The sequence below is a fragment of the Sphingomonas sp. LY54 genome, from assembly GCF_035594035.1.
Lineage (GTDB): Bacteria > Pseudomonadota > Alphaproteobacteria > Sphingomonadales > Sphingomonadaceae > Allosphingosinicella.
This window is the reverse complement of sequence record NZ_CP141588.1, coordinates 2,760,163-2,785,092: the sequence shown is the minus strand read 5'-3', so window position 1 is coordinate 2,785,092 and position 24,930 is coordinate 2,760,163. Positions and strand designations below refer to the sequence as shown.

The 24,930-nt window shown below is 67.1% G+C and carries 26 protein-coding genes and 1 tRNA gene; 9 read left to right on the top strand and 18 right to left on the bottom strand.

What is annotated here, in order from left to right; translation table 11 throughout:
* Positions 1-119 precede the first annotated feature (119 nt).
* The 3 genes from SH591_RS13870 (at position 120) to SH591_RS13860 (ending at position 3,068) form a co-directional block, all read left to right on the top strand.
* Positions 120-746, top strand: coding sequence for a TetR/AcrR family transcriptional regulator (locus SH591_RS13870; RefSeq protein ID WP_324749605.1), 627 nt, complete (start codon positions 120-122; stop codon positions 744-746).
* 76 nt (positions 747-822) lie between these two features.
* On the top strand, positions 823-2,337 hold the full coding sequence (locus SH591_RS13865; protein WP_324749604.1) for an MFS transporter: 1,515 nt from the start codon (positions 823-825) through the stop codon (positions 2,335-2,337).
* Positions 2,334-3,068 (top strand): SDR family NAD(P)-dependent oxidoreductase, encoded by a 735-nt coding sequence (locus SH591_RS13860; protein ID WP_324749603.1) that lies wholly within the window; start codon positions 2,334-2,336, stop codon positions 3,066-3,068. Before SH591_RS13865 ends, SH591_RS13860 begins: the two co-directional genes overlap by 4 nt.
* A 12-nt stretch (positions 3,069-3,080) precedes the next feature.
* On the opposite strand, the gene SH591_RS13855 is transcribed toward SH591_RS13860, so the two are convergent.
* Positions 3,081-4,337, bottom strand: coding sequence for a thiolase family protein (locus SH591_RS13855; RefSeq protein ID WP_324749602.1), 1,257 nt, complete (start codon positions 4,335-4,337; stop codon positions 3,081-3,083).
* Positions 4,327-5,898: an AMP-binding protein gene (locus SH591_RS13850; protein WP_324749601.1), complete on the bottom strand. Its 1,572-nt coding sequence runs from the start codon at positions 5,896-5,898 to the stop codon at positions 4,327-4,329. Before SH591_RS13850 ends, SH591_RS13855 begins: the two co-directional genes overlap by 11 nt.
* Positions 5,899-6,349: 451 nt before the next feature.
* On the opposite strand from SH591_RS13850, the gene SH591_RS13845 reads away from it, so the two are divergent.
* Both SH591_RS13845 and SH591_RS13840 read left to right on the top strand, forming a co-directional pair.
* Positions 6,350-6,979 (top strand): recombinase family protein, encoded by a 630-nt coding sequence (locus SH591_RS13845; RefSeq protein WP_324749600.1) that lies wholly within the window; start codon positions 6,350-6,352, stop codon positions 6,977-6,979.
* Positions 6,964-7,068 (top strand): recombinase family protein, encoded by a 105-nt coding sequence (locus SH591_RS13840; RefSeq protein WP_324751390.1) that lies wholly within the window; start codon positions 6,964-6,966, stop codon positions 7,066-7,068. The genes SH591_RS13845 and SH591_RS13840 overlap by 16 nt, the downstream gene beginning before the upstream one ends.
* A gap of 1,101 nt (positions 7,069-8,169) precedes the next feature.
* Here SH591_RS13840 and SH591_RS13835 read toward each other — a convergent pair.
* From SH591_RS13835 to SH591_RS13775, 13 genes are all read right to left on the bottom strand, one after another.
* Positions 8,170-8,244, bottom strand: a tRNA-Gln gene (locus SH591_RS13835).
* Between the two features lie 95 nt (positions 8,245-8,339).
* Positions 8,340-9,434 carry a branched-chain amino acid aminotransferase gene (locus tag SH591_RS13830; RefSeq protein WP_324749599.1) on the bottom strand — a complete coding sequence of 365 codons (1,095 nt, stop codon included), beginning with the start codon at positions 9,432-9,434 and terminating at the stop codon, positions 8,340-8,342.
* An 87-nt stretch (positions 9,435-9,521) separates the two neighbouring features.
* A complete protein-coding gene (proC, locus tag SH591_RS13825) occupies positions 9,522-10,340 on the bottom strand; it encodes a pyrroline-5-carboxylate reductase (protein WP_324749598.1) in 819 nt (272 codons plus the stop codon).
* Positions 10,340-10,849, bottom strand: a complete 510-nt coding sequence (locus SH591_RS13820; RefSeq protein WP_324749597.1) for a type III secretion system chaperone family protein — start codon at positions 10,847-10,849, stop codon at positions 10,340-10,342. Before SH591_RS13820 ends, proC begins: the two co-directional genes overlap by 1 nt.
* Before the next feature lie 98 nt (positions 10,850-10,947).
* Positions 10,948-11,262, bottom strand: a complete 315-nt coding sequence (locus tag SH591_RS13815; RefSeq protein WP_324749596.1) for an accessory factor UbiK family protein — start codon at positions 11,260-11,262, stop codon at positions 10,948-10,950.
* Positions 11,263-11,283: 21 nt separating this feature from the next.
* Positions 11,284-11,841, bottom strand: coding sequence for a TspO/MBR family protein (locus SH591_RS13810; protein WP_324749595.1), 558 nt, complete (start codon positions 11,839-11,841; stop codon positions 11,284-11,286).
* 10 nt (positions 11,842-11,851) lie between these two features.
* A complete protein-coding gene (locus tag SH591_RS13805; RefSeq protein ID WP_324749594.1) occupies positions 11,852-14,989 on the bottom strand; it encodes an efflux RND transporter permease subunit in 3,138 nt (1,045 codons plus the stop codon).
* 9 nt (positions 14,990-14,998) lie between these two features.
* Entirely contained in the window at positions 14,999-16,072 is a 1,074-nt protein-coding gene (locus SH591_RS13800; protein ID WP_416385187.1) for an efflux RND transporter periplasmic adaptor subunit, read from the bottom strand.
* 32 nt (positions 16,073-16,104) lie between these two features.
* Complete coding sequence (locus SH591_RS13795) at positions 16,105-16,839, bottom strand: TlyA family RNA methyltransferase (RefSeq protein WP_324749593.1); 735 nt, start codon at positions 16,837-16,839, stop codon at positions 16,105-16,107.
* A 4-nt stretch (positions 16,840-16,843) separates the two neighbouring features.
* Positions 16,844-17,092 carry a GxxExxY protein gene (locus tag SH591_RS13790; protein WP_324749592.1) on the bottom strand — a complete coding sequence of 83 codons (249 nt, stop codon included), beginning with the start codon at positions 17,090-17,092 and terminating at the stop codon, positions 16,844-16,846.
* A 43-nt stretch (positions 17,093-17,135) separates the two neighbouring features.
* Positions 17,136-19,061, bottom strand: coding sequence for a 1-deoxy-D-xylulose-5-phosphate synthase (gene dxs / locus SH591_RS13785; RefSeq protein ID WP_324749591.1), 1,926 nt, complete (start codon positions 19,059-19,061; stop codon positions 17,136-17,138).
* Between the two features lie 85 nt (positions 19,062-19,146).
* The gene (locus SH591_RS13780; RefSeq protein WP_322832859.1) at positions 19,147-19,608 is read right to left on the bottom strand and encodes a Fur family transcriptional regulator; all 462 of its coding nucleotides are present in this window, start codon (positions 19,606-19,608) and stop codon (positions 19,147-19,149) included.
* Between the two features lie 38 nt (positions 19,609-19,646).
* Positions 19,647-20,015 (bottom strand): MerC domain-containing protein, encoded by a 369-nt coding sequence (locus tag SH591_RS13775; RefSeq protein ID WP_322832858.1) that lies wholly within the window; start codon positions 20,013-20,015, stop codon positions 19,647-19,649.
* A 144-nt stretch (positions 20,016-20,159) separates the two neighbouring features.
* Between SH591_RS13775 and SH591_RS13770 the strand changes: the two genes are divergently transcribed.
* On the top strand, positions 20,160-21,206 hold the full coding sequence (locus tag SH591_RS13770; RefSeq protein ID WP_324749590.1) for a COX15/CtaA family protein: 1,047 nt from the start codon (positions 20,160-20,162) through the stop codon (positions 21,204-21,206).
* Positions 21,203-21,529: a divalent-cation tolerance protein CutA gene (cutA, locus tag SH591_RS13765; protein ID WP_324749589.1), complete on the top strand. Its 327-nt coding sequence runs from the start codon at positions 21,203-21,205 to the stop codon at positions 21,527-21,529. Before SH591_RS13770 ends, cutA begins: the two co-directional genes overlap by 4 nt.
* Positions 21,530-21,532: 3 nt before the next feature.
* Here the strand turns inward: cutA and SH591_RS13760 are convergent, their stop codons facing one another.
* Positions 21,533-22,063, bottom strand: a complete 531-nt coding sequence (locus SH591_RS13760) for a GNAT family N-acetyltransferase (RefSeq protein ID WP_324749588.1) — start codon at positions 22,061-22,063, stop codon at positions 21,533-21,535.
* A gap of 130 nt (positions 22,064-22,193) precedes the next feature.
* Between SH591_RS13760 and SH591_RS13755 the strand changes: the two genes are divergently transcribed.
* Positions 22,194-22,583 carry a hypothetical protein gene (locus SH591_RS13755; RefSeq protein WP_324749587.1) on the top strand — a complete coding sequence of 130 codons (390 nt, stop codon included), beginning with the start codon at positions 22,194-22,196 and terminating at the stop codon, positions 22,581-22,583.
* Positions 22,584-22,592: 9 nt separating this feature from the next.
* On the opposite strand, the gene SH591_RS13750 is transcribed toward SH591_RS13755, so the two are convergent.
* Positions 22,593-22,853, bottom strand: a complete 261-nt coding sequence (locus SH591_RS13750; RefSeq protein ID WP_324749586.1) for a hypothetical protein — start codon at positions 22,851-22,853, stop codon at positions 22,593-22,595.
* A 224-nt stretch (positions 22,854-23,077) separates the two neighbouring features.
* Between SH591_RS13750 and SH591_RS13745 the strand changes: the two genes are divergently transcribed.
* Entirely contained in the window at positions 23,078-23,515 is a 438-nt protein-coding gene (locus SH591_RS13745) for a hypothetical protein (protein ID WP_324749585.1), read from the top strand.
* Between the two features lie 82 nt (positions 23,516-23,597).
* On the opposite strand, the gene SH591_RS13740 is transcribed toward SH591_RS13745, so the two are convergent.
* Positions 23,598-24,893, bottom strand: a complete 1,296-nt coding sequence (locus SH591_RS13740; RefSeq protein ID WP_324749583.1) for an alkaline phosphatase family protein — start codon at positions 24,891-24,893, stop codon at positions 23,598-23,600.
* Between the last annotated feature and the right edge of the window lie 37 nt (positions 24,894-24,930).

The following is a 24,930-nucleotide window of genomic DNA, read 5'->3' as shown; positions in this document are numbered from 1 at the left end:
CTCGTCTGCGCCAGCGCGTAGCGAGACCACGTCCGGGCTAAGCATCGCCCCGTGACAGCTTCCCAATTTATGGGTACCGGTGGACCAGTAACGAAAACCATTAAGCGGGGGACACGATAATGGTAGCGAACGGCGGGACATCCGACCGCAAGGCGTCGGCAGCCGAACGGCGGCTCGACAAGCTGGAGCAAGTCTTTCGTCGCGAAGGCTTTCGCCATCTGAGCGTGTCGGACATGGCCGCCAAGCTGCAATGTTCCAAACGGTCCCTGTACGAGCTTGCGACCAGCAAGCAAGCGCTGATCGAACTGGTACTGAAGCGGCGATTTGCAAAGATCCGCCAGGCAGGTTGGGATGCCGCCGGGCTCCATTCTTCCCCCACCGACCGGACCTGGGCCTTTCTCGAGGTCGGCACCAACGCGCTGGTCGAGATGGGCGACAAGCTGCTCGGGGACATCGAGCGCGATCCAGCCGCCTCGCAGATCTTCAGCGAGCACCAGCGCCGTCGCGCCGACGGCATTCGCGCGATGATCGAGGAAGGCGTGCGCGAGGGCTATTTCACCGGCTACCATCCCCATCTCGTCGCCGAGGTCATCATGATCTCGTTCCGTCGGATGCGGGACCCGGCCTTCCTGCAGGAGGTCGGCATCTCGCTCGCCGACGCTTGGGACGAACTCACCCGCTTGATCCAGAACGGACTGTTCCCACGCAACGGAGAGGCTGCGGGTTCGTCGCAAGCCAAGCAATGAGCCTGGCCCCTTGACGCTGGTACCGTCGATCTGATTACAGTACCCCGATCCGCGCGTCTGCGGAAAAGGGGGTCGCGTGGCGCAGGATTCGGCAATCGCTCCGTTGAAAGTGCCGATATTCCGCGCCTGCTGGTCGGCCAATCTCGTCGCGAACATCGGAGTCATGGCGCAGGCCGTCACCGTCGCTTGGCTGATGACGAGCCTTACCGACGGCAGCCCGACGCTGGTGGCGTCGGTCCAGACCGCCGCGTCGCTGCCGCTCGTTTTGCTGTCGCTCCCCGCCGGCGCGTTCGCCGACCTCTACGACCGCCGCCGCGTGATGCTGGCGGCGCAGACGCTGACGTTCGCCGCCGCTGCGGGATTGCTGCTGCTCGCCTTGTCGGGGCAAATGAGCCCCGCCGCCCTGCTGGCCCTCACCTTCGCGGGCGGCGCCGGGTTCGCGCTGGCCAATCCGGCCTGGCACGCCTCGATCCGCCTCCAGGTTGCCGACGACCGACTGCTCGAGCCCGCCATCCTGCTCAACGCGGTCGGCTTCAACCTCGCCCGCTGCGTCGGCCCGGCGGTGGGCGGCGGAATCCTCGCCGTGGGCGGTCCGATCGCGGCGCTCTCCGCCAGCACGGCCGCGATCCTGCCGCTGCTGGCGACGCTCGCGCGCTGGCGGCCGCCGCTCCATGCCGCCCCGCAACGCGAGCGGCTGGCGAGCGCGATCGGTGCCGGCCTGCGCTACGTCGCCCTCCGTCCCACGCTTGCGGCGCTGACGATTCGCGCTTTCCTGTTCACTTTTAGCGGCGCGAGCGTGTGGGCATTGACGCCCGTGCTCGCCTACGACCGCATCGGCGGCGACGCCGCGATCCTCGGCCTGCTCGTCGCGATGTTCGGCGCGGGCGCCTTTGCCGGCGCGATGACCCGTGCTCGCTTCGCGCATTGGCCGCGCGCCCGCTTCCTATCGGCCTGCACCCTCCTTTACGCGCTCGCGGCGGCAATGCTTGGCCTTGCTCCGTCGCTCGTGCCGGCCGCGCTGGCGATGGTGCTCACCGGCGCCGGCTGGGTGGCGGGCCTCAGCGGCCTCAATGTCGCGATCCAGGTCCATTCGGCGCGCTGGGTCGCGGCGCGCGCGATCTCGTTACTCCAGGTCGCCCTGTTCCTCGGCCTCGCGCTTGGCAGCTTCTGCTGGGGCGTTGTCGCCGACAGCTACGGCCTGACCGCGGCAATGCTTGGTTCGGCCGCAGCGATGCTGGCGACGCTCGCGCTCGGCAACGCCCTCCCGGTCGTATCCGACGATTCGGTCGACCTGACCCCCGCCCCGCCAGCCCGTGAGGACGCCGTGGCGCTCCGGGTCGAACGACTTCATCGGCCTGCCCCCGACAATGAGGATAGGTTCCTCGCCCTGATGCGCCAACTCGGCCGCGCCCGGCGCCGCGACGGCGCCCGCCGCTGGGAGCTGGCGCGCGACGCCGGTGGCGGCTGGCGCGAACGATTCATGTTTCCCGACGAGGTGGCTGCATTGCGCTGGCGCGCGCGCCGGACCCGGGAAGACGCACTGCTCGAGAGCGCGATCGCCGCGCTGTCGGATGGAGAGAAACAGGAATGACCCAATTTCAAGGGAAGATCGCCGTCGTCACCGGCGCGGCGAGCGGCATCGGCGCAGCGATCGTCGATCGGCTTGGGGCCAGCGGCGCCAACGTGTGGCGCTTGGACCGCGCAGCAACCGTGGGCGACCGCACGATCGCCCTCGACGTCACGGACGCCGGCGCAATCGACGCCGCTGTCGCCCGCATCGCCGCCACCTCCGGCCGTATCGACCTGCTGGTCAACAGCGCCGGCGTCTACGGCCTCCAGCCTTGGGGCGAGATCGACAGCGCCGACTATCGCCGGATATTCGACGTCAACGTGCTCGGCCTAACCCTGATGACGCAGGCCGCGTTGCCGCACATGCCGCCCGGCTCGAGCATCACCAACATCGCCTCGGTCGCAGGGCGAATGGGCAACGCCAACTCGGTGCTCTATGCGGCCAGCAAGGCGGCGGTAATCAGCCTCACCCAGTCGGCGGCGATTGCCTTCGCCGATCGCGGCATCCGCGCCAATGCGGTCGCGCCGGGCCGGGTCGAAACCGCCATGTGGGAGGACGTCCTGCGCCGACGCGCCCAAACGGTCGGCAAGCCGGTTCACGAGCTGCGCGCAACTATGGCCGACGGCATCCCGCTCGGTCGCATGGCGACGGCGGGGGACATCGCCGACGCCGCGCTCTTCCTCGCCGGCGCGGAAAGCAGCTACGTCACCGGCCAGACATTGAATGTGGACGGCGGGCTTCAGTTCAATTGAAGCCCGGAAGCATCATCGCTCCAGGATCGTGACCGCGCAGGCGCCTTCGTCGAAGCCGACGACGCCGCCGCCGGTTTCGGCCAGCCCGATCCGGTGCCGCGCCGCCTGGCGCTCGCCGGCCTCGCCGCGGAGCTGGCGCACCAGCTCCTCGATCATCATCAGCCCGCTCGCGCCGACCGGATGCCCCTTGGATTCGAGCCCGCCCGACAGGTTGATCGGGATGCGGCCGCCGATCGCAGTCGCGCCGCTTTGCGCCAATGCGCCGCCCTCGCCCGGCGCGCAGAAGCCCAGCATTTCGCTCTGGTAGATTTCGCTGAACGCGGTCGCGTCGTGGACCTCGGCGAGATCGATCTGCTCCGGCCCGATTCCGGCCGTCGCATAAGCGCGCTGCGCCGCGACCTGGCTGAGGCTGGGCTCGTCGAGCCGGCGATATTTGCCGCTGGTGAGCGCGGTTCCCGCGATCCGCACCGCGCGTGCCTGCACCGCCGCGGGCGCGCGGTCGAGCCAGGCCTGCGAGCACAGAACCGCCGCCGCCGCCCCGTCGCCGATCGGCGCACACATCGCGCGGGTGAGCGGGTAACTAACCGGACGATCGGCGAGAACCTGCGCCACCGTCATCGGAAAGCGGTATTGCGCCTTGGGATTGTGGACGGCGATCGTGTGGTTCTTCGCCGCGACCATGGCGAGTTGCTCGACCGTGGTGCCGTAAAGCGCCATGTGGTGCGCCGCCTGCATGGCATAAGTGTCCATGAACAGGGTGCGGTCCGGCCCGGTGTCGAACGGCTTGCCGGCGGCCTCGCCGGCGCGAGCATAGTAATCGTGCCATTCGTCGGAATCATATTGGTCGATGCCGCCGTTGAAGAGCGCCGCCGTTCGCTCCGGCGCGTCGGGATAGAAGGTGCGTTCCGCCGCGACGGCCAAACTCAGTTCGGCGTCGCCCGCGGCAATGTCCTTGCGCGCGCCCTGCATGGCGATCGCCGCGCTGGCGCAGCCGCCCTCGACATTGACGATCGGTATCCGCTCGGCGAGCAGACCGTCGCGGATGAGCGGCGTCAGCATCACCTGACCGCGAATGCTCCCCTGCCCCTCGACCCACATGCCGCAATTGGCGAACCAGGCGCTCTCGATCGCGGTGCCGCTCTCGATCCCGGCGTCGGCGATCACGCCTTGGACGGCCTCGCGCGTCAGATCCTTAAGCGAACGCCCCGGAAAGCGCCCGACCGCGGTCGCATAGGCGCCGACGATATAGACCGCTTTTCTATCCGACATTGCGCCTCTTATCCTGCCAATAAGGCGCGCGCAGCGCCTGCTTGTCGGGTTTGCCGAGCGCGGTCTGCGGCATCGCCGCGATCACGTCGATCGATTTGGGGGTGTTGACCGCACCCTTGCTGGCGCGGACGAACGCGATGATCTCGTCGAGATTGGGGACTTTCCCCGGCCACGGCACGATCGCCGCCTTCACCGCCTCGCCCCATTTGTCGTCGGGCACGCCGAACACCGCCGCCTGGGCGACGTCGGGGTGCGATGCCAGCGCGTCCTCGACTTCCTTGGGATAGACGTTGAACCCGCCGGTGATGATCATGTCCTTCTTGCGGTCGACGATGTAGAGATAGCCGCGCTCGTCCTCGCGCGCGAGGTCGCCGGTGCGCAGCCAGCCGTCGCGCAGCGCGGCCGCCGTCTCCTCGGGCCGGCGCCAATAGCCGTCCATTACCAAAGGCCCGCGCACGCAGATCTCGCCGACCTCGCCAACCGGTACGACCGTGCCGGCATCGTCGAGCAGTTTGACCTGCACCCCGACCATCGGGAAACCGCACGACAGCAATTGCTGGGGGCGGTCGAGATCGTGGTCGGCCTGCGCCAGCGTCGTCACCGTCATCGGCGCCTCCGACTGAGCGTAAAGCTGCAGGAAAACCGGGCCGAAAATCTCCATCGCCTCGGCGAGCAGGGAAGGGCTGATCGGTGCCGCGCCGTAGATGATCAGCTTCAGGCTCGACAGATCGGCCGCCCGGATCCGCTCGTGGGTGGTGAGCGCATAGACCATGGTCGGCACCAGGAAGGTCGCCGATATGTGCTCACGCTCGACCAAGGTGATGAACTGGCCGGCATCGAAGCCGTCGGTCAGGAACACGCATCCTCCCTTCACGAAGGTCGGCGTGGTCAGCAGGCCGGAGGCATGGGCGAGCGGCGTCGAGAGCAGGATGTTGGGCGCCTCGGGCCAGTCCCATTCGGCGAGGCACATCAGCACGTTGGCGACGAGCGTGCGGTGCGTGTGGATGATGCCCTTGGGCCGGCCGGTCGTGCCACCGGTATAGGTCAGCCCCGCGATTCCCCCGGGGTCCGCCTCGCAAACCACCGGGCCCGGCGTCTGAGCGCCGGCGAGCGCGAGCAGATCGTCGGCGCCCGCAACCGAACCGACCGAAAGCGTCCGCGTCACCGCGCTCCCACGCGCAATCGCTTCGGCCAGACCGAAGAAACGATCCTCGACGATCAGGAAACGCGCCTCGGAATCCTGGACGATGAAGACATGGTCCGTGTCGGTACCGAGCGGATTGAGCGCGGTGAACCGCGCGCCCAGCAATTGCACCGCCAGCCGCAGGCAGATTGTCTCGGGGCGGTTGGACATCAAGGCGCAGACGCCGAGGCCCGGACCGACGCCCTCGCCCTTCAGCGCCTGCATCAGGCCGCTGCACATCGCCCCCATCTGCGAGTAACTTAGAACATTATCCTGGTACCAGATGGCGGGCCGGTCGGCATAACGCCGGATCGCCCTGGCGGTCAGCTCGCCGAAGGTCGGGCCATGGTGCAGCTCGCCCGCATATGTGCCGGGCATGGCCGGTACTCCCACCGGATCAGACACTCGCGGCCTCCGCCATGACGCTCTTTCCGTCGGGCGCGTAGTACCAATTTCGCCAAGCGATGATCCCGTCGTTCCATCCAACCCCCTGCATTCGGGCCTCTCGATAAATCGGTAACTATAATCTATTTCTAGTACCGTTACACCAGCCTCGTATGCTGTCAACCGGAATGACATCGGAACAGCGGCCTGGCCGGTCGCAGTTTCAGCTTGCGCGACAACCAGCTTCGCCGCCTTGGCCCCTTTTTTGCGTGGCGTCCGCGAGCCGAGAGCAGGGGTAGCGGCCTCTGGATAAAGGTCCGCTTTCGGGTGACTCAGGAGGCACTGTGAGCGTCCGCTGTTGGCGCTTAACCGACCATCCTAATACCAGGCTGGTCTGGCGGTTATGCAGCGGTGCTTCCGCTGAACATCTCACAAAGACCGGCAGATGCTCGTTAGGTCGTTTTGTAAGGATGAGAACATGTGCAGAGTCGTTGCGTACTACCGCGTCTCCACCGAGGCTCAGGGCCGCTCAGGCCTTGGCCTGCAAGCTCAGCGGGAGGCCGTCGCCGGGCTTTGCCGCCAGCGCGGCTGGGAGATTGTCGCTGAGTTCACGGAGGTGGAGAGCGGTAGGCGAAACGACAGGCCCCAACTCCTCGCTGCACTGAAGCGCGGGAAGGTGACTGGCGCGCGTCTGGTAATTGCCAAACTTGACCGCCTGTCGCGCAACGTGGCCTTCCTCGCTGCACTCCAGGAAAGCGGGGCGAAGTTCACAGCAGCCGACATGCCCGAGGCTGACGAGTTTACCGTGCATATCTTGGCTGCCGTCGCACAGCGTGAGCGGAAGCTAATTTCGGATCGGACAAAGGCTGCCCTCACGGCTGCCAAGTCGCGGGGGGGTGAAGCTCGGGAACCCCAATGGTACTGCTGCCATCAGGCGGGCCGGAAAAGGGCACGGAAGCGGCCCTCGAGACCGTCCGGAAGAACGCTGCCTTACGCGCTGAGGAGTATGCTGAGACTGTTGCCGATGTACGCGCTTCAGGCGCATAGTCTCTCCCCGCTATTGCCCACGAACTGAATAGCCGAGGGATAATCACCCCCAGAGGTGGCAAGTGGCATCCTTCCTCTGTCCGGAACCTGCTCGCGAGAATCGGGGACGTTGCGTAGGTGCCCACCCGCGCCTGCCCTGCTTTGTTTCGTCAGAGTTCACGCAACTCCCGTGAGTATCATCGAACCCCTTATGTACGCCCAACCGCCCTGCTAAAGCGGCAGGACGGGGGGAGCATCGCGTGAGATCCGAACAAAGTGGCAGTACTACACGGCCTATCGCCGTAAACGAGGACTTCTTTGACAGACTGGATGACGTTGCAGCCAGTGTCCGAGAAGCTGCACTTCGTGCAGCAGCCGAAGCACACGGGCTTCCTCTCGCACGCGTCCGAGCTATCGCTGATCGACAGGAAGCTCCTCAGGAGGCGCCGGCGGTGCCGATTATTCAGTTTGACTATATGGCCGACAGAGCGCTCGCGACGAGAATTATCTAATTACCCAAGTTTCTCGTCAGATCCAGTCTGACAGCAAGATTGCCTACAGCCTTACCTACAAGACCGGCTATAGCGTTCAGACAGATGACCTTAAAGACCTAAAGGGTGTATTGGGGAAGGAGCCTGGCCTCCCCGAGTGGCTCTCAATCCGCGCCGGGAACGGCTATAGAAGCGCAAGCTTCACAATCCGCCTCTACAACTCTCTTATAACGGCCCATTTCGATGTCAGCGGGGATCGCCGCGACGTGGATCATTTACATCGTCAAATCGAGAATCTCTTCAAAGCGTCAGAACCAGACCATGCTTGGCTACACGATTTCTCGACGAGGCTGGCGGCCGGCGCCGTTGTCTCATTAGGCCTCCTAATCTCGGTTATGATTGCGTACAGCAGAGACCCTATTGACGCCTTTAAAGTCTGGCCGTTGGACTTCTTATTCCCCTTAGGTGCCGGCGCAGTCACCGGGATGATCGGTAATTTGATACACCATCAGATGGGACGGACTTTCCCCCGCTGCCAGTTTGAGTATGGGCCGGAGTGGCGACGGCAAAGATCGAAGCGAACCTTGGCCTTCGTGGTTGGGACGGCGGTTCTACTGCCCGCGCTGACCGCGCTACTTTAGATTCTCACCGAATCTCGTCACAACGCATCTAACCTGCCCCACACACCTGCCCCACAGGGACTAGCATCCCCCTCCTAAGTCGCTGAATTCTATGGAGTTGGCAGAACTGGCTGGGGCGGCAGGATTCGAACCTGCGAATGGCGGCACCAAAAGCCGCTGCCTTACCACTTGGCGACGCCCCAGCATGGCCGGCGACACGGCCGGCGCGCCCGCCTTATAGCGGGGAAGCCGCGCGGGAAAAGGGGAAGAACGCGCTTTTTTGAAGGCCGCGCGGGCCTCAGGCGATCTCCTCGACCCAGCCGTGGCTGTCGGGCGCCTCGCCGCGCTGGATCGCGACCAGGGTGGAGCGCAGACGCTGGGTGAGCGGGCCGATCGACTGGCCGCCGATCGTGAACTGGCCCTCGGCCGTCTTCACCGCGCCGATCGGCGTCACCACCGCCGCCGTGCCGCAGGCGAACGCCTCGGTCAGCCGCCCGCTCCTGGCGTCCGCCTCCCACTGGTCGATCGCATAGGGCTCCTCGCGCACCGTCAGCCCCTGGTCGCGGGCGAGCGTGATGATCGAATCGCGGGTGATACCGGGCAGGATCGTGCCGGTGAGCGGCGGCGTCTGGATCGAACCGTCGTCGAACACGAAGAAGATGTTCATGCCGCCCAGCTCTTCGACCCAGCGTCGCTCGACCGCGTCGAGGAACACGACCTGGTCGCAGCCCTGCCGCGTCGCTTCGGCCTGCGCGATCAGGCTCGCCGCATAATTGCCGCCGCATTTGGCGGCGCCGGTCCCGCCCGGCGCGGCGCGGGTGAACTCGCGCGTCGCCCAAAGCGTGATGGCGGGCGCGCCGCCGCGGAAATAGGCGCCGACCGAGGAGGCCATGACGACGTAGAGATATTCGGTCGACGGCTTCACGCCGAGGAAGACCTCGCTCGCGAACATGAACGGGCGCAGATAGAGCGCGCCGTCGGGGCTGTCGGGGATCCAGGCCTTGTCCACGCGGACCAGGGCGCGCACCGATTCCAGAAATATCTCCTCGGGCAGCTCGGCAATCGCCATCCGCCGCGCCGAATCGTTGAAGCGCCGGGCATTGGCCTCAGGGCGAAACAGAGCCGCGCCGCCGCCGGGGCGGTAATAGGCCTTCATGCCCTCGAAGATCTCCTGCGCGTAATGGAGCACGGCCGCGGCCGGATCCATCGCCACCGGCTGGCGCGCGGTGATGCGGGCGTCGTGCCAGCCCTTGGCCTCGCTATAGCGGACGATCGCCATATGATCGGTGAAGACGCGGCCGAAGCCCGGATCGATCAGCCGCTGCGCCCGTTCCTCGTCCGCCACCGGGCTGGAATTGGGCTCGAACGCAAAGCTGCCGGAAACGGAAAGCATCGATCTATCCTCATCATGGAGCGCCGCCCCGGACGGGCCGCATCATGAGGGGGGCCTAGGCCGCGGCGGGCGGACCCGTCAACAGCATCAGCCGTGGGCCCGCGCTTCCTCGCCCATCTCGCGGCTGCGGCGCACGGCCGCCTCGATCGTCTGCGCGACGAGACGGTCGAGGCGCTGGTCGGCGTCGAGCACATCCAGGCCCTTGCGGGTCATGCCGCCGGGGCTGGCGACCTGCTCGGCGAGCTGGTGCGGGCTCTCCGAGGCCGAGGCCGCCAGCGCGCCCGCGCCTTCGACGGTGGCGAGCGCCAGCCGCTGCGCCTGCGCGCGCGGCAGGCCGAGCGCGGCCGCGGCCTCGCCGAGCGCGTCGATGAAGCGGAACAGGAAGGCAGGCCCGCTGGCGGTCAACGCCGAGACGACGTCGAACAGGCCTTCGTCGTCGATCCATTCGACCTGGCCGAGCGCTTCCATCAACTGCTCGACGATCCCGCGCGCGGCCCCCTCGTCGCTGTCGCTGTAGAGGCTGGTCGCCGCCTTGTTGAGCCGCGCAGGCGTATTAGGCATGGCGCGGACGATCGTCCGTACCGAGGCGAACCGGCGCCGCAGCGATTCCTGCTCGACGCCGGCGAGGATGGAGATGAGCACCGTCCCCGGCTCGACGACGCGCGCCAGCTCGGGCGCGACCGCATCGAGCATCTGCGGCTTGACGCCGAGCATCAGCAGCGCCGGCACCTCGTCCTCGGGCAGAGCGGTGAGGACGCGGACGCCGTCGGCGACCGGCTTGCCGCTCGGGCGGATCACGGTGACGTGGGACGGGTCCACGCCGCGCGCCAGCCAGCCCTCGAGCATCGCGCCGGCCATGTTGCCGCAGCCGACCAGCCACAAGGGCCCCGGCAGGCGGACCGGCATCAGGCCTCGCCCTGGGTCTCGATCAGGGCGGCGGCGATGGCCTCGGCCGGCGTCTTGTCGGCCCACAAAACGAACTGGAAGACCGGGTAGAAGCGCTCGCACTCCTCGATCGCGGCCTCGACCAGGGTCTCGGCCTGCTGCAGCGTCAGCGTGCCCCCGTCCTCGCCTTCGAGCAAGGCCGCGTGGCGGAACAGGACGAGGCCGGAGGTCGCCCACAATTCGAAATGGCCGAGCCAGAGCTGCTCGTTGATGAGGCCGATCGTCTCGTAGGTCGCGCCGCGCTTGTCGGCGGGCACGCGGATGTCGGGCAAGGCGAGAAACTGGAGGACATTGTCGTCGTCGCGCCAGATCGCGCGCAGCTCATATTGCGCCCAGCTGCCCTGGAACGTGGCGACGATCTCCTCGTCGCCCTGGCGCTCATAGCCCCAGCCATGAGCGCTGAAATAATGTTCGAGCATGTCGATCGGGGCGCTGGTTTCGCGCTCCATCTCATATTCGTCCACGTTCATGCCCCGGCTGTCCTTTTACTACATCTTGTATCAAAGGCTGCACGGAGCCCCGCCAAAGCGCAAGGGAGACATAATCCACGCCGTCAATAAGTTGTGGATTAGTCCCCGCGGGCGGGGGTGTCGTCGGCCTTCTTCTTGGCGGCGCGCGGTGCCTTGGCAACGGTGGACGCAGAACCGGCGGCCTCGAACGCGTCGAGCCGGGTCTTGAGCGCCATCGATTCCTCGCGCGCGGCGACGGCGATCGCCTTCACCGCCTCGAACTCGTCGCGGCTGACCATGTCGAGCCCGCCGATCCATTCGCGCATGCGCTCGCGGAATCCAGCCTCGGCCTCGCGCGTCATGCCGGCGAAGGTCCCGGCGGCCCCGTTCAGGACCTTGACGAAATCGTCGAACAAACGGTTTTCGGACTGCATTTCGTCTGTCTCCTTAGACTGTCAGAGCGCGATATCGGCGCTGGGCCCGGCCGGAACAAGGGTTTCGGCATTCGGGTTCCTGGCCGCGATCTCATAATTGAGCAGGCTCGCGAAGGCGAGCCAAGCCAGATAGGGGAGCATGAGGAGCGCCGCCACCGGCCGGATCCGGCGCACCAGAAAAGTGACGACAGCCGAAATCACCAGAATTGCGACGATCACCATCAAGGCCAGTCGCACCTGGTGCGCGGCGAAAAAGAGCGGCGACCAGGAGAAATTGAGCACAAGCTGCGCGAGGAACAGGCCCAGCACCGGGCCGCGTCCGTGCGCGCCGCGAGCGTGGAGGATCATCGCCAGCACGAGTCCGAGCAGGATGTAGAGCGTCGTCCACGCGACCGGAAAGGCCCAGGACGGCGGCATGAACGACGGCTTTTCGAGCGCCGCGAACCATGCATTGCCGTAGCCGCTGTTGGAAACGCGACCGGATAGAATGCCGAGCAGCAGCACCGCGGGGACCGTGATCAAAGCATAGCGCAGAAACGACATGCGCAATTCGCCCTTGGAGGCCAGTCCCGTCGCCATCACCCACTCCTTATTCGGCGGGAAGCGGAGCTCCCGCGAGGTCCGGGCCGTGGCCCGCAACCGGCCGCTTCAATTGTGCGTCCAGCTCGCGGCTCACCGCCTCGGGTGACCCCGTAAAGCGTGCGAGGCGGGAGTAAAGCAATGGAATCAGGAACAGCGTGATGACAGTCGAAATCGAGACGCCCCAGACCACGACCACGCCGATCGCCTGGCGCGCGGCCGCGCCGGCGCCGCTGGCGATCATCAAGGGCACGGCCCCGGCCGCCGTGGCGATCGACGTCATCAGGATCGGGCGCAGGCGCCGCGCCGCCGCTTCGCGGATGGCGGTGGCGATATCGCGCCCGGCGTCGCGCAGCTGGTTGGCGAATTCGACGATCAGGATGCCGTTCTTGGCGGCGAGGCCGACCAGCATGACGATGCCGACCTGGCTGTAGAGGTTCAGGGTCTGGCCCATGACCGCAAGGCCGATCACGCCGCCGCCGACCGCGAGCGGCACCGTGGTGATGATCACCGCCGGGTGGACGAAGCTCTCGAACTGGGCGCCGAGCAGCAGATATACGACGAGAATGGTGAGCGCGAAGACGATGTAGATCGAGCCGCCCGCTTCCCTGAACGACTGGCTTTCGCCGCGATAGCCGACCGCCGTCACTTCGGGCGAAGCCGCGGCCTGCTGCTCGAGGAAGGTAAGCGCCTCGCCGAGCGAATAGCCCGGCGCGAGGCCGCCCGACAAAGTGATCGCGCGCAGCTTGTTGTAGCGGCCGAGGTCGCGGGCGCCGGCCGTTTCGCGCAGGGTCACGAGGTTGGAGAGGGCAACGAGGTCGCCGCTGCGGCTGCGCACGTAGATCGACGCGAGATTGGCCTCGGTGGCGCGCGCGCCGGCCTCGGCCTGGACGACCACGCGATATTCCTCGCCGCGGTCGACATAGGTGGAGACGCGGCGCGAGCCGAGCAGGCTCTGCAGCGCCTGGCTGACGTCGGCGACCGACACGCCGAGATCCCCGGCGCGCGTCGTGTCGACGTCGATGCGGATCTGCGGCTTGGTTTCCTTGTAATCGGAATCGAGGTTGATTAGGCCCGGATTGTTCGCCGCCGCCGCAATGATGCGGTCACGGGCGCGGGCGAGATCCTGATAGGTCGATCCGGCGATCACGAAATTGACCGGCTGGCCGCGACCGCGTCCGATCGACGAGCGCACCGAGGCGTTGCCGCGCACCGCGGGCATCTGGCTCAGGATCTTGTTGACCTCGGTGACGACCTCCTGGGTGGTCTGCTCGCGCTCTTCCCAGGGCTTCAGGAAGATCGTGAAGGCGCCGGAATTGAAATCGTCGCTTGAGCCGAAGCCGCCCGGCGTGCGCGCGATGACCGCGCGGACAGCGCCTTTCTCGGTGAGCTCGAGAATCTTGCCCTGGGCGTCGAGCACATAGCGGTCCATCGCCGCGAAGCCGGTGCCTTCGGGGGCGGTGATGTTGGCGCTGAGGATGCCGACATCCTCGCTCGGCACGAGCTCGGACTGGAGCGTGGTGAACAGGAACCCGGCCGCCGCCAGGAACAGGCCGACGAAGACGAGCGGGATCGCAGGCTTGCGCAGCACGCGGTCGAGGAAGCGACCATAGCCCCGCTCGAGCCGGTGGAGACGGGTTTCGATCCATTGCGCGAAGCGCCCCCTCTCCTCGTGGCGCAGCATCTTGGAGCACAGCATCGGCGCCAGGCTGAGCGCCAGGAAGCCCGAGAAGGCCACGGCGCCGATCATCGCCACCGCGAGCTCGCGGAACAGCAGGCCGGTGGTGCCGGTGATGAACATGATCGGCACGAACACCGCGCAGACCACCAGGGTGGTCGAAATGATCGCGAAGCCGACCTGGCGCGTGCCTTCATAAGCGGCCTTCAGCGGCGGCTCGCCGGCCTCGATGCGGTGATAGACGTTTTCGAGCACGACGATGGCGTCGTCGACGACGATGCCGATCGACAGCACCATGGCGAGCAGAGTCAGCAGGTTGATCGAGTAGCCCGCCAGCCACAGCACCGCGAAGCTGCCGAGCAGGCAGAGCGGCACCGTCACGGCCGGGATCAGGGTCGCGCGCCAGCTGCCGAGGAACAGGAAGATGACGAGCACGACGAGGATCGCGGCCTCGGCCAGCGTCTGCCAGACCTTGTCGATCGCGCGGCTGATGAAGAGGGACTCGTCGGACCCGATTGTGACGGTCATGCCCTCGGGCAGGGTCGGCCGGATCTGCTCGACCATGTCCTTGGCCGCCTGCGCGACCGCCAGCGTGTTGGCGCCCGACTGGCGGACGATGCCGAGGCCGACCGCGGAATCGCCGTTGGCGCGGAAGGCGGAATAGGGATTTTCGGGTCCCTGCTCGACCCGCGCGACGTCGCCGAGGCGGACCAGATAGCCGTCGGTGCCGCGGCCGACGACGAGTTGGGCGAATTGCTGCGGCGTCGAGAACGGGCGCTCGACGCGCAAGGTCACGTTCTGGTCGGCCGATTCGAGCCGACCGGCGGGAAGCTCGACATTCTGGCTGCGCAGCGCGCTCTCGACATCGGCCGGCGTCAGCTGGAAGGCCGCCAGCCGCTCGGGCTGCATCCACACCCGCATCGCCGGCCGCGCCTCGCCGCCGACGAACACCCGCGCGACGCCGTCGATCGACGAGAAGCGGTCGAGCACGTTGCGGTCGACATAGTCGCTGAGTTCGAGCCGGCTCCAGCCCGCCTTCGAAAAGACCAGGAACATGATCGGCGAGGCGTCGGCATCGACCTTGCGCACCTGCGAAGCGAGCGCTTCCTCCGGCAAATCCTGGGCAGCGGCGCCGACGCGGTCGCGCACGTCGTTGGCGGCGGAATCGATGTCGCGGCCGGGCGCGAACTCGATCGAGATGTCCGAGCGCCCGTCCTGTGAGCGCGAGGTGATCGTCTGCAGGCCCTCGATGCCCGACAGCCTCTCCTCGAGCACCTGGGTGATGCGGCTTTCGACGACGCTCGCGGCTGCGCCGATATATTGGGTTTCCACCGACACGACCGGCGGATCGACATCGGGATATTCGCGGACGGAGAGGCTAAGGAAACCGACGACGCCGATCACCGCCAGCAGGATGGCGAGAACTGCCGCAAAGACCGGGCGCTTGACCGAGATGTCGGAGAGTCTCATCGCCCCGACCTAGTCGCCCTTGGCTTCGCGCGCCGCCGGCGGACGCTCGGCATTGGCCGCGCCTGCGAGCCGAACCTTCATCCCGTCGGACAGTTTCACGACGCCTTCGGAGACGACCTTCTGGCCGGGGCGCAGGCCCTCGACGATCTCGATCCGGCCGTCGGAACGGACGCCGGTGCGGACCGGGATGCGCTTGGCCTCGCCGCCTTCGGCGATCGTATAGACGAAGCGCCGATCGCCCTCGCCCACCACGGACAGTTCGGGCACCGACAGCGACATGCGCGGCGCGGTCTCGATGCCGACGGTCAGCAGCATGCCGGGCTTCAGCTTGCGATCGGTGTTGGGAAGGCGGGCGCGCACGGTGACCGAGCGGGTATTGGGATCGATCACCGGATCGATCGTCGCAATCTGGCCGCGGAATGGCTGATCGGGATAGGCGGCCGAGCGCGCGTCGATCGTCTGCCCCGGCTTGATCGCGGCGAGCATCGTCTCCGGAACCGTGAAGTCGAGCTTGATCGAGGAAAGGTCGCTGATCGTTGCGATCTCGGTGCCGGCGCTCACGATTGCGCCCGGCGAGATGTTGCGCAGCGACACCCAACCCGAGAAAGGCGCGGTGACGACGCGGTCGCCAATCTGAGCGCGCGCACCGGCGGCCTGGGCGCGCGCCTGGGCGGCGAGCGCCTGCTGCGTGTCGAGGCTGGAGTTGGTCGCGAACCCGCGTTCCTTCAGCTCCTGCACGCGCTGCAATTGCTGTCCCGCCTCGCGCGCCCGGGCCTGGGCCTCGGACAATTGGGCGGTCTCCTGGCCCTGTGCGAGAACGGCCACGACCTGGCCGCGATTGACGTAGCCGCCATCGTCGAAATTGAGGCGCACGATCCGTTCGGTCACCGGCGCGGCGAGCGTCACCTGCTCGTTCGCGCGCGCAGTCCCGACGGCGTCAATCCGCTCGATGAAGCGCATCGTGGTCGCCGGCTCGACCCTGACGACGGGCGGCGGACGGTCGCGCCCCTTGGTTTCCGCGCCGCTGCAGGCAGCGAGCAGGCCAAGAATCGCGAGCGAGAGAGATAAACGAAAGTTGCGCACGGCGGCGGGGCTAGCCTGTGGCCGAAACGGGATCAAGCGCGCTGTGCGGCCAGTAGGAACTCTTTATTCCCTTCGGGTCCCGTGATCGGACTTTCGACCACGCCTGCAACGCCCCACCCGCGCGATTCTATCCAAGCCGCTGCGGCTGCGCAAACCCGTTTGTGCACAATGGGATCGCGGACAACGCCGCCCTTGCCGATCTCGCTCCGCTCCGCCTCGAACTGCGGCTTGATCAGCGCGACCAGCCGCCCGCCGGGCTTCACGAAGTCGATCGCGGTGTCGAGCACCTTGGCGAGGCCGATGAAGCTCGCGTCGCAGACGACAAGGTCAACCGGCTCCGTGATGATAGCGTCGGTGAGATAGCGGGCGTTGGTCTTCTCGTGGACTATTACGCGCGGGTCCTGGCGGAGCTTCCAGGCGAGCTGGTTGGTGCCGGAATCGACCGCGAACACCCTGGCCGCCCCCCTCTGCAGCAGGACGTCGGTGAAGCCGCCGGTCGACGAGCCGACGTCGATCGCGACCGCGCCGGTCACGTCCCAGCCGAAATGCTCGAGCGCGCGGGCGAGCTTGAGGCCGCCACGCGACACCCAGGGATGGTCCTTGCCGCGGACCTCGAGGGGCACATCCTCGGGCAGCGCCTGCCCCGCCTTGTCGATCTTGCGCTCCCCCGCGAAGACCAAGCCGGCAAGGATCAAAGCCTGCGCCCGCGCCCGGCTCTCCGCCAGCCCGCGATCGACGAGCATCTGGTCGACGCGCAGCTTGTTCACTTGCCTAACTCGCCTGCTTGGTCGGGGGTCGATTGGTCACGCGAAGGCGCGAAGGCGCGGAGGGGTGGTGGTTGTACACGACGCGCTTCAATCCTTCGCGAATTGTCTCACCGCCAAAGTTGAGTCCCTGACGCCGGAGGCTGGCAGCCAAGACTGTTTCATAGACGGACTCGAACAGGCCGGGCCCGAGATCCTTGTGGATTCTGATCCCGCAATCGATGGCGATGCTCGCGAGATCCTCGACGTCCCGCACCTGCCCCCCTTCGCGCCTCCGCGCCTTAGAGTGAAACCCCTCCCTAGGCCCGCGCGCCCTCGATCACGCCGCTGCTATTGTGGCGCAGCGCTTTCAGCACGGTGTCGACGATCGCGTCGGCGTCGAGGCCGGCGTCGGCATATTGCTTTTCGGGCTTGTCCTGGTCCTGGAAATGGTCGGGCAGGCGCATCGTGCGGATCTTCAGGCCGCAGTCGATCAGCCCCTTGTCGCTCGCCATGGTAAGGACGTGGGCGCCGAGGCCGCCGATCGCGGCTTCCTCGACCGTGACTGCCACTTCGTGGGTGGTGAGCAGTTTGCGGATCAGCTCCTCGTCGAGCGGCTTGGCGAAGCGCAGGTCGGCGACCGTCGTCGACAGCCCCTTCCCTTCCAGCACCTCGGCAGCCTTCAGCGCTTCCTCGAGGCGGGTGCCGAGCGAAAGGATCGCGACCTTCTTGCCTTCGCGGACGATCCGGCCCTTGCCGATTTCGAGCTTCTGCGGGACCGCGGGCGCGCCGATGCCGGTGCCGTTGCCGCGCGGATAGCGCACGGCGATCGGGCCGCTGTCGTGCAGCGCCATCGTGTGCACCATGTGGGTGAGTTCGGCTTCGTCGGCCGCGGCCATCACCACGAAATTGGGCAGGGTGCAGAGATAGGCGAGGTCGAAGCTGCCGGCATGGGTCGAGCCGTCGGCGCCGACCAGTCCGGCGCGATCCATCGCGAAGCGCACCGGCAAATTCTGGATGGCGACGTCATGCACCACCTGGTCGTAAGCGCGCTGCAGGAAGGTCGAGTAGATCGCCACGAACGGCCGATAGCCCTGCGCGGCGAGGCCGGCGGCGAAGGTCACGGCATGCTGCTCGGCGATGCCGACGTCGAACGTGCGGTCGGGGAAACGCGCCTCGAACTTGTCGAGGCCGGTGCCCGAGGGCATCGCAGCCGTGATCGCGACCACCTTGTCGTCGCGCGCCGCCTCGCCGATCAGCGCCTGGGCGAAGACGCCGGTATAGCTGGGCGGACCCGCCGGCGCCTTCGCCTGCTCGCCCGAGACGACGTCGAACTTCTGGACGCCGTGATATTTGTCGGCCGCGGCTTCGGCGGGGCCGTAGCCCTTGCCCTTCTTGGTCACCACATGGACCAGCATCGGCCCGAGATCGGCGTCGCGCACATTCTCGAGGATCGGGATCAGCCGGTCGATGTCGTGGCCGTCGACCGGTCCGACATAATAGAAACCGAGTTCCTCGAAGAGCGTGCCGCCGGTCGCCATGCCGCGGGCGAATTCCTCGGCCTTGCGCGCGGCATTGTGGAGCGGCGTCGGCAGCTTGCGCGCGAAGCGCTGGGCGAGGTGGCGGACCGAGAGATAGCTGTCGGAGCTGACCAGCCGGGCCAGATAGGCCGAGAGCCCGCCCACCGGCGGCGCGATCGACATGTCGTTGTCGTTGAGGATCACGACCAGCCGGTTTCCGGCTTCGCGCGCATTGTTCATCGCCTCATAGGCCATGCCGGCGCTCATCGCGCCATCGCCGATCACCGCGATCGCCTTGCCGGGCGTTCCGGCGAGCTTGTTCGCCACCGCGAAGCCCAAGGCGGCCGAGATAGAGGTCGAGCTGTGGGCGGCGCCGAACGGGTCGTACTCGCTCTCGCTGCGCTTGGTGAAGCCGCTGAGGCCTCCGCCCATGCGCAAGGTGCGGATGCGGTCGCGCCGGCCGGTGATGATCTTGTGCGGATAGCATTGGTGGCCGACGTCCCAGATCAGCCGGTCGTCGGGCGTGTTGAACACGTAATGGAGCGCGACGGTGAGCTCGACCACGCCGAGACCGGCGCCGAGATGGCCGCCGGTGACCGAGACGGCGGAAATCGTCTCTGCGCGCAACTCGTCGGCGAACTGGCGGAGCTGCTCGGGCCGCAGGCGGCGGAGCTGCTCGGGCGTGTCGACCGTGTCGAGAAGGGGCGTGAGCGGGCGATCGGTCATCGGGGGTCCTTTACCGCGCCGCTCTTAGCGCTGCGGATTGTGCCTGTCGAATGGTGAAACGATGCAGGAACGGCGTAAGTGCCGCTCAGCGACCTTCGCAATCGCTGCAGCGGCCGCGCACTTCGATCACTGGCCGATCGGGCGAGAATCCCGCCTTCACCGCCGCGGCGCGCACGCCGCTCGACAGGCTGTCGTCGTCGATATGGGTGGTTTGTCCGCAATGGTCGCAGATCAGGAAGATGCAGTCGTGCAGGCAGTCCGGATGATCGTTCGCGACATAGGCGTTCGCGCTCTCGACGCGGCGCGCAAGGTTCGAGCCGACGAACAAGTCGAGGATGCGATAGACGCTGTTTGCGGCGACCCGACGCCCCTGGTCCTTGGAGACCTTGTCCGCGATGTCATAGGCCGAGGCCGGCTTGTCGAAGCTGGCCAGCGCATCGAAGATGGCGGCGCGCATCGCCGTCCATTGTTCGCCCGACCGCTCCATCGTCGCCTTGGCGGCAGCGGCCAGCGAAGCGCCGGCATGCGAATGATGCACATGAGCCATAACGGCCAGATAGGGCCTGGACGGCCCCGGAACAAGCGTCAGATCGTGGCGCGTCGGTTGAGGTCGTGGCCGAGCGCGAGGATGGCGACGCCGACGATCGTGTAGACAACTTCCATGCCGCTGTGCGGGAGGGTCAATGCGCCGGCCATCACGCCGAGGCCGAGGCCGCCGACCGCGGCCGGCATCATGAAGCCGTGCTGGACGATGCCGCGGCCGAGCGCGACGATGCCGAGCAGGATCGCCAAGACCAGGCCCACTTCGTGGATCACCGGGCTGAGCAGCAGGCCGCCAGCCGAGGCAAGCACGGCCAGAAACACCGCGCTGGCGAGGCAATGGACGAGGCAAAGGCCCGACAGGCCGATAGCCGCCCGGTCGATCGCTCCACTACTCGTCGAATTCGCAAACATCGTCGGTCCCTCTGCTCGGCCTTGTATAAGGGCGTAAGCGAGAAGTTACAACATCACATGAACGTAAAAGTTGCGCCGGGAACGGACCCTGCCTGCGGCCACCGCTTATCGACAAAGAGGCCGACTCGCTCCATAGCGCGAGGCATGGCTACCCAGGTTCAAGCGTCTGTCCGCGCGGCGCGTGTCCGCCCTCGCGCCCTCTCCCGCTGGCTGCTGGTCGTGGCGGCCCTGGTCTTCCTGATGATCGTGGTCGGCGGCATCACGCGGCTCACCGAATCCGGCCTCTCGATCACGCGCTGGGAGCCCGTTTCGGGCACGCTGCCGCCGCTCAACGCCGAGCAGTGGCAGGAGGAGTTCGACGCCTATAAGGCGAGCCCGCAATATCAGAAGATCAACCGCGGCATGACGCTCGCCGAGTTCAAGGACATCTTCTTCTGGGAATATGTCCACCGACTGCTCGGCCGCGTCATCGGCCTTGCCTTCGCGATCCCCTTCGTCTGGTTCGCGTGGAAGAAGGCGATCCCGCGCGGCTATGGCTGGCGGCTCGGCGCGCTGTTCGCCCTGGGCGGGCTGCAGGGCTTCATCGGCTGGTGGATGGTCGCGTCCGGGCTGATCGACCGGCCCGACGTCAGCCACCTCCGCCTGGCCATCCATTTGCTCACCGCCTTCCTGATCCTAGCGGGACTGGTCTGGACTGCGCTCGACCTGCGCCTGCTCGACCGCGACCCGGCGGCGAAGCCGGTGCGGATGCCGACGGTCGGCATCTGGGCGCTGTCGATCCTCGGCGTGCAGATGCTGTTCGGCGCCTATGTCGCCGGGCTCGACGCCGGCTATGCCTTCAACACCTGGCCGATGATGGGCAGCGAGTGGTTCCCGGCCGACACGCCGATGCTGGAGCCGTTCCTGCGCAATTATGTCGACAATCCGATCGTGGTGCAGTTCATCCACCGCTGGGTCGCCTTCGCGGTGGCGGTGATGGTCCTGCTGCTCGCTTTCGAGGCGTGGAGCCGCGGCCTGCGTTCCGAGGCGATCGTCGCCGTCGCCGCAGTGTTCGTCCAGATCCTGATCGGAATCATGACCCTGCTGACCGGAGTCGACCTGTGGATCGCCGTCGCCCACCAGGGCATGGCTGCGATCCTGCTCGGCGCGATCGTCCTCGCGGCGCACCGCATCGGCGCCCGGCCGACATGAGCGAGGCGGGCATCGTCACGGTCTACGCGGTGTTCGCGGATGCCGACGAAGCCCGCCGCATCGCCCGCATCCTCGTCGAGGAACGGCTCGCCGCCTGCGCCAATTTGCTTGGCCCCTGCCGCTCGATCTACTGCTGGCAGGGAGCGATCGAGGAAGCCGAGGAGGTGCCCGCCCTATTCAAGACCGGCGCGCACCGCGCCGATGAACTGATCGCGCGCATCGCTGAACTCCACAGCTACGACGTGCCCGCCGCCGTCGCGTGGCCGATCGCCGCTGCGCACGCGCCCTATGGCGAATGGGTCAAGGCCGAGACCGGCGACTGAGCCTCAGGCGTCCGGCGGCCGCGTCGCGCCGGGCCCCAGCGCCTTCTGCATATAGACATTGTCGAGCCAGCGGCCCTTCTTCCAGCCCACCGCCTCGATCCGTCCGGTCTCGCGAAATCCGCAGGCCGCATGCAGCGCCACCGAAGCCGGCTCGGCGCCGCCGATCACCGCGACCATCTGCCGGAAGCCCGCTTTTTCGGAGCGAACCAACAAGGCTTCGAGCAGGCGCCGGCCGATGCCGCGGCCGCCATCGCCTGCGCGCACATAGATGCTGTTCTCGCACGTAAAGGCATAAGCCGGCCGGTCGCGGAACTGCGTGGCATAAGCGTAGCCGGCCACCTCACCGTCCGCCTCCGCGACGAGAAACGGCCAGCCCCGCGCCAGCACGTGAGCGATCTTGTCGCGCATGTCCGCCGGGCTCGGGGCTTCGGTGTCGTAGGAGGCGGTGCCGTGCAGCACATGGTGCGCATAGATCGCCGCCACCGCCGCCCCGTCGCCGGGCGCCGCGTCGCGCAAGGTCAGCTCGCCGCTCATTCCGTCTGGAATGTCAGCCTCCGCGGCCGCTGTCGATCCCGTAGCCCATGCCGTGGGCCACCGAGCTTGATCGCCGCGCGCGTTCAAGGGCACAAGGGCGCTCCGCGTGCAGTTCCCGGAAAGGCCCATCATGTCCCTGAAGCGTATCGTCGTCATTGCCACGGTCGACGTCCCCGCCGACTATCCGCTGGCAGGACTCGAGCGCCATTGCATGACCGAGATCGGCAACCAGTGCCGTGCGGCGACCGGCATCGCCCCGGGCCTCGACAGCGCCACCGACATGGGCGGCTTCAAAATCGTGCAGGGCCGGCGCCTCAACTGCCGGCGGATCGGCGTGGCGGGAACGATCCGCGTGCCGGAAGACAGCAACCTGCGCATCGAAAGCCTGCGCCTCAAATGCCAGGATGGCGTCGAGAACGTGCTCAAGACGATGGTGCCGGTGGTCGAGATGAAGAGCTATATCGCCGCCGCCGACAACGGCATGGAGCCGCTCGCTGCAATGCGTCGTCAGGCGGCCTGATTGCTGCCGTCAGGGAGCGGTCAGGAAAGCGTAGAAGGTCGTGAAGGCGAATAGGATCGTGCCGAAGGCCATGATCATGATGCCGAAGATGATCAGCGCATAATGGACCGGGTCCTCGCCGTCCGGCCGGGCAGGTGCCGCGGCATCGGCAGGCGCGCCCGTCAGGCTCCCCCAGAGGCGCCGGACCAGGCGCTGGCGGAACGCCATGTGGAACCCCAGCGTCGCCAGAAAAAGTGCGACGAGATCGATCAAGATGACGTGGGCGGGCATGGTTTCCTGTCTTCCGGGGGATGCGCGCCTGATCGGGCGCGGCCACTCAATCTGTAACGGCCGAGCCCGTCAATCCGCTGCCATCGACCCCGTCGCGCGCACGATCCGTCCCACGGCACGGAAATGGCGATGCGGCAACCCGTTTAGAGGCAGTCCCCCGCGGCAGGCTCGCACGGCCCCTGGCCGACGCCGTTGCCGCGGACCTCAACCGGAAGGAACATCTGATGAGAACAGCAGCTTTTGCGATCGCTCTCCTGATGAGCAGCGCGGCCGTCGCGCAGACGACCACCGAGGCCGAAACCAATATGGACGTCAACGCCCAGGTCCAGACCGATACCGGTGCCGCCGCCGACGTCGATACGGACGTCCACGCCACCACCAGCGCCCACACGACCGCCGCGAACATGCCGATGGCCAGCGGCCCCGTGGTGCAGGCCGACAACAGCAATCCTGAGCGCGACGCCCGCGGCATTGCCGTGCTTTCGGCCGCTGCGGTCGTTCCCGCCGGCTGGAACGGCGTGGCCGGCACCGCGATGGGCGGTCCGCTCGTCGACCCCGCCACCGGCGCGACGATCGACGACACCAACGAATCCTACCCGGCTTGCTCGGCCAGCGTGACCGACAATTGCCTCCAGACCTACGAACGCGGCCGCCGCTCCTGAACCGCTGCAGAAACGCCCCTCCCCTGTAGCGTCAGGGAGGGGCGTCCCTGCCCCTAGACCGCGACACGGCTGACACGCCCCCTCATTTGTCGGTGCCGCCCTGTCCATGGCGCGATCCGCGCCGAGCCACCTTTTCGAACAGCACCGCACTGCCGTCCGACGCGAGCGGGCGCAGCCCCAGCAAGCCCATGACCAGCGGATAGACGTCGACATTGTCGAATGCCGGCAGCGTCGATCCCGGCTTGAACGCGGGCCCCTCCGCGAGGAAGATTGCACGCATTTCGGCTGAATCCGTATCGTAGCCGTGCGCGCCGCCGGGGCGATAGTCCCTGCCCTCGCCGCTCGCGATCAGCCAGCCGTCATCGGCAAGGCAGAGAAAGGCGGGCACGCGCTGGTTGCGGCCGTAATGGAAGCGGGCGGGAATGTCCTGCTTGCGCCAGCACTCCATGCGCGTGTGCGGCTGGAGCAGCGCGCGGGCAAGCGCCGTCTCCTGCCCCGGCTGCGGCTCGATCGCCGCGAACGGGCCGACCGCGACAGTCCGGTACGAGGATTGCGGCGCGATCCGGTCCAGCCTTATGACGCGGTCGGCGCTGGTCGCGGCCATGCCGTGATCCGAAACGACGATGACGTTGGCTTCGATGCTACGTGCCTCGAGACCGGCAAGGAGCCGACCGACGGCAGCATCCACTCGCGCGACGGCACGGGCGGTTTCAGGCGCATAAGGCCCGCTTTCGTGACCGGCATGGTCGACGTCGTCGAAATAGAGGGTCATGAAGGCCGGCCGCTCGGCGGCATCCGCATCCAGCCAGCCGAGCAAGGTGTCGACCCGCGCCTCCGCCGGCATCTTGCCGTCGAACGGCAGCCAGCGGGTCGGCCGGACGCCGCCGATTGCCGCTTCCGAACCGGGCCAGAACATGGTCGCGGTGCGAAGGCCCCGCTTCTCCGCGGTCACCCAAATCGGTTCCGCGCCGTCCCACCAGCGCCGGTCGCCGACCGCATTCCGATCGCCCAGCGTGAACGGGGCCGACGAAATTGCGGGATCCTCCATACGGTTGGCGACGATGCCGTGCCGGTCGGGCCGCAGCCCGGTCACCAGCGTATAGTGATTGGGAAAGGTGACCGAGGGGAAGGACGGGCGCATGCCTTCGCTCTTCACGCCGCGGTCGGCCAGCCCGCTGAGATTGGGGGTGAGCCCTCGCTCCAGATAGGACGGCGCAAAGCCGTCGATCGATACGAGGATGACCGGCGCGGCCGGCGCAGAAACCGGCGCCTGCGCGACCTCGGCGCCAGACCGCGGAGGAATGGTCGCGCAACCGGTTGCGAACGCGCAGAGCGCGAGCATCAGCCCGCGCAGCGGAAATAGGGGGGAACGGACCATGGCGCTTCCAATCATCGTGGGCGGGGAAAAAAGAGCT

Excerpts from the sequence above, each read along its gene's own strand:
- SH591_RS13850 (WP_324749601.1), bottom strand. The coding sequence starts at position 5,898 with ATGCCCGGCACATATGCGGGCGAGCTGCACCATGGCCCGACCTTCGGC.
- SH591_RS13820 (WP_324749597.1), bottom strand. The coding sequence starts at position 10,849 with ATGAACGTGGACGAATATGAGATGGAGCGCGAAACCAGCGCCCCGATC.
- SH591_RS13860 (WP_324749603.1), top strand. The coding sequence starts at position 2,334 with ATGACCCAATTTCAAGGGAAGATCGCCGTCGTCACCGGCGCGGCGAGC.
- SH591_RS13760 (WP_324749588.1), bottom strand. The coding sequence starts at position 22,063 with ATGAGCGGCGAGCTGACCTTGCGCGACGCGGCGCCCGGCGACGGGGCG.
- proC (WP_324749598.1), bottom strand. The coding sequence starts at position 10,340 with ATGCCGGTCCGCCTGCCGGGGCCCTTGTGGCTGGTCGGCTGCGGCAAC.
- SH591_RS13805 (WP_324749594.1), bottom strand. The coding sequence starts at position 14,989 with ATGAGACTCTCCGACATCTCGGTCAAGCGCCCGGTCTTTGCGGCAGTT.
- SH591_RS13755 (WP_324749587.1), top strand. The coding sequence starts at position 22,194 with ATGTCCCTGAAGCGTATCGTCGTCATTGCCACGGTCGACGTCCCCGCC.
- SH591_RS13810 (WP_324749595.1), bottom strand. The coding sequence starts at position 11,841 with ATGGCGACGGGACTGGCCTCCAAGGGCGAATTGCGCATGTCGTTTCTG.
- SH591_RS13770 (WP_324749590.1), top strand. The coding sequence starts at position 20,160 with ATGGCTACCCAGGTTCAAGCGTCTGTCCGCGCGGCGCGTGTCCGCCCT.
- SH591_RS13870 (WP_324749605.1), top strand. The coding sequence starts at position 120 with ATGGTAGCGAACGGCGGGACATCCGACCGCAAGGCGTCGGCAGCCGAA.
- SH591_RS13830 (WP_324749599.1), bottom strand. The coding sequence starts at position 9,434 with ATGCTTTCCGTTTCCGGCAGCTTTGCGTTCGAGCCCAATTCCAGCCCG.
- SH591_RS13745 (WP_324749585.1), top strand. The coding sequence starts at position 23,078 with ATGAGAACAGCAGCTTTTGCGATCGCTCTCCTGATGAGCAGCGCGGCC.
- SH591_RS13845 (WP_324749600.1), top strand. The coding sequence starts at position 6,350 with ATGCTCGTTAGGTCGTTTTGTAAGGATGAGAACATGTGCAGAGTCGTT.
- SH591_RS13815 (WP_324749596.1), bottom strand. The coding sequence starts at position 11,262 with ATGCAGTCCGAAAACCGTTTGTTCGACGATTTCGTCAAGGTCCTGAAC.
- SH591_RS13740 (WP_324749583.1), bottom strand. The coding sequence starts at position 24,893 with ATGGTCCGTTCCCCCCTATTTCCGCTGCGCGGGCTGATGCTCGCGCTC.
- dxs (WP_324749591.1), bottom strand. The coding sequence starts at position 19,061 with ATGACCGATCGCCCGCTCACGCCCCTTCTCGACACGGTCGACACGCCC.
- SH591_RS13750 (WP_324749586.1), bottom strand. The coding sequence starts at position 22,853 with ATGCCCGCCCACGTCATCTTGATCGATCTCGTCGCACTTTTTCTGGCG.
- SH591_RS13775 (WP_322832858.1), bottom strand. The coding sequence starts at position 20,015 with ATGTTTGCGAATTCGACGAGTAGTGGAGCGATCGACCGGGCGGCTATC.
- SH591_RS13780 (WP_322832859.1), bottom strand. The coding sequence starts at position 19,608 with ATGGCTCATGTGCATCATTCGCATGCCGGCGCTTCGCTGGCCGCTGCC.
- SH591_RS13855 (WP_324749602.1), bottom strand. The coding sequence starts at position 4,337 with ATGTCGGATAGAAAAGCGGTCTATATCGTCGGCGCCTATGCGACCGCG.
- cutA (WP_324749589.1), top strand. The coding sequence starts at position 21,203 with ATGAGCGAGGCGGGCATCGTCACGGTCTACGCGGTGTTCGCGGATGCC.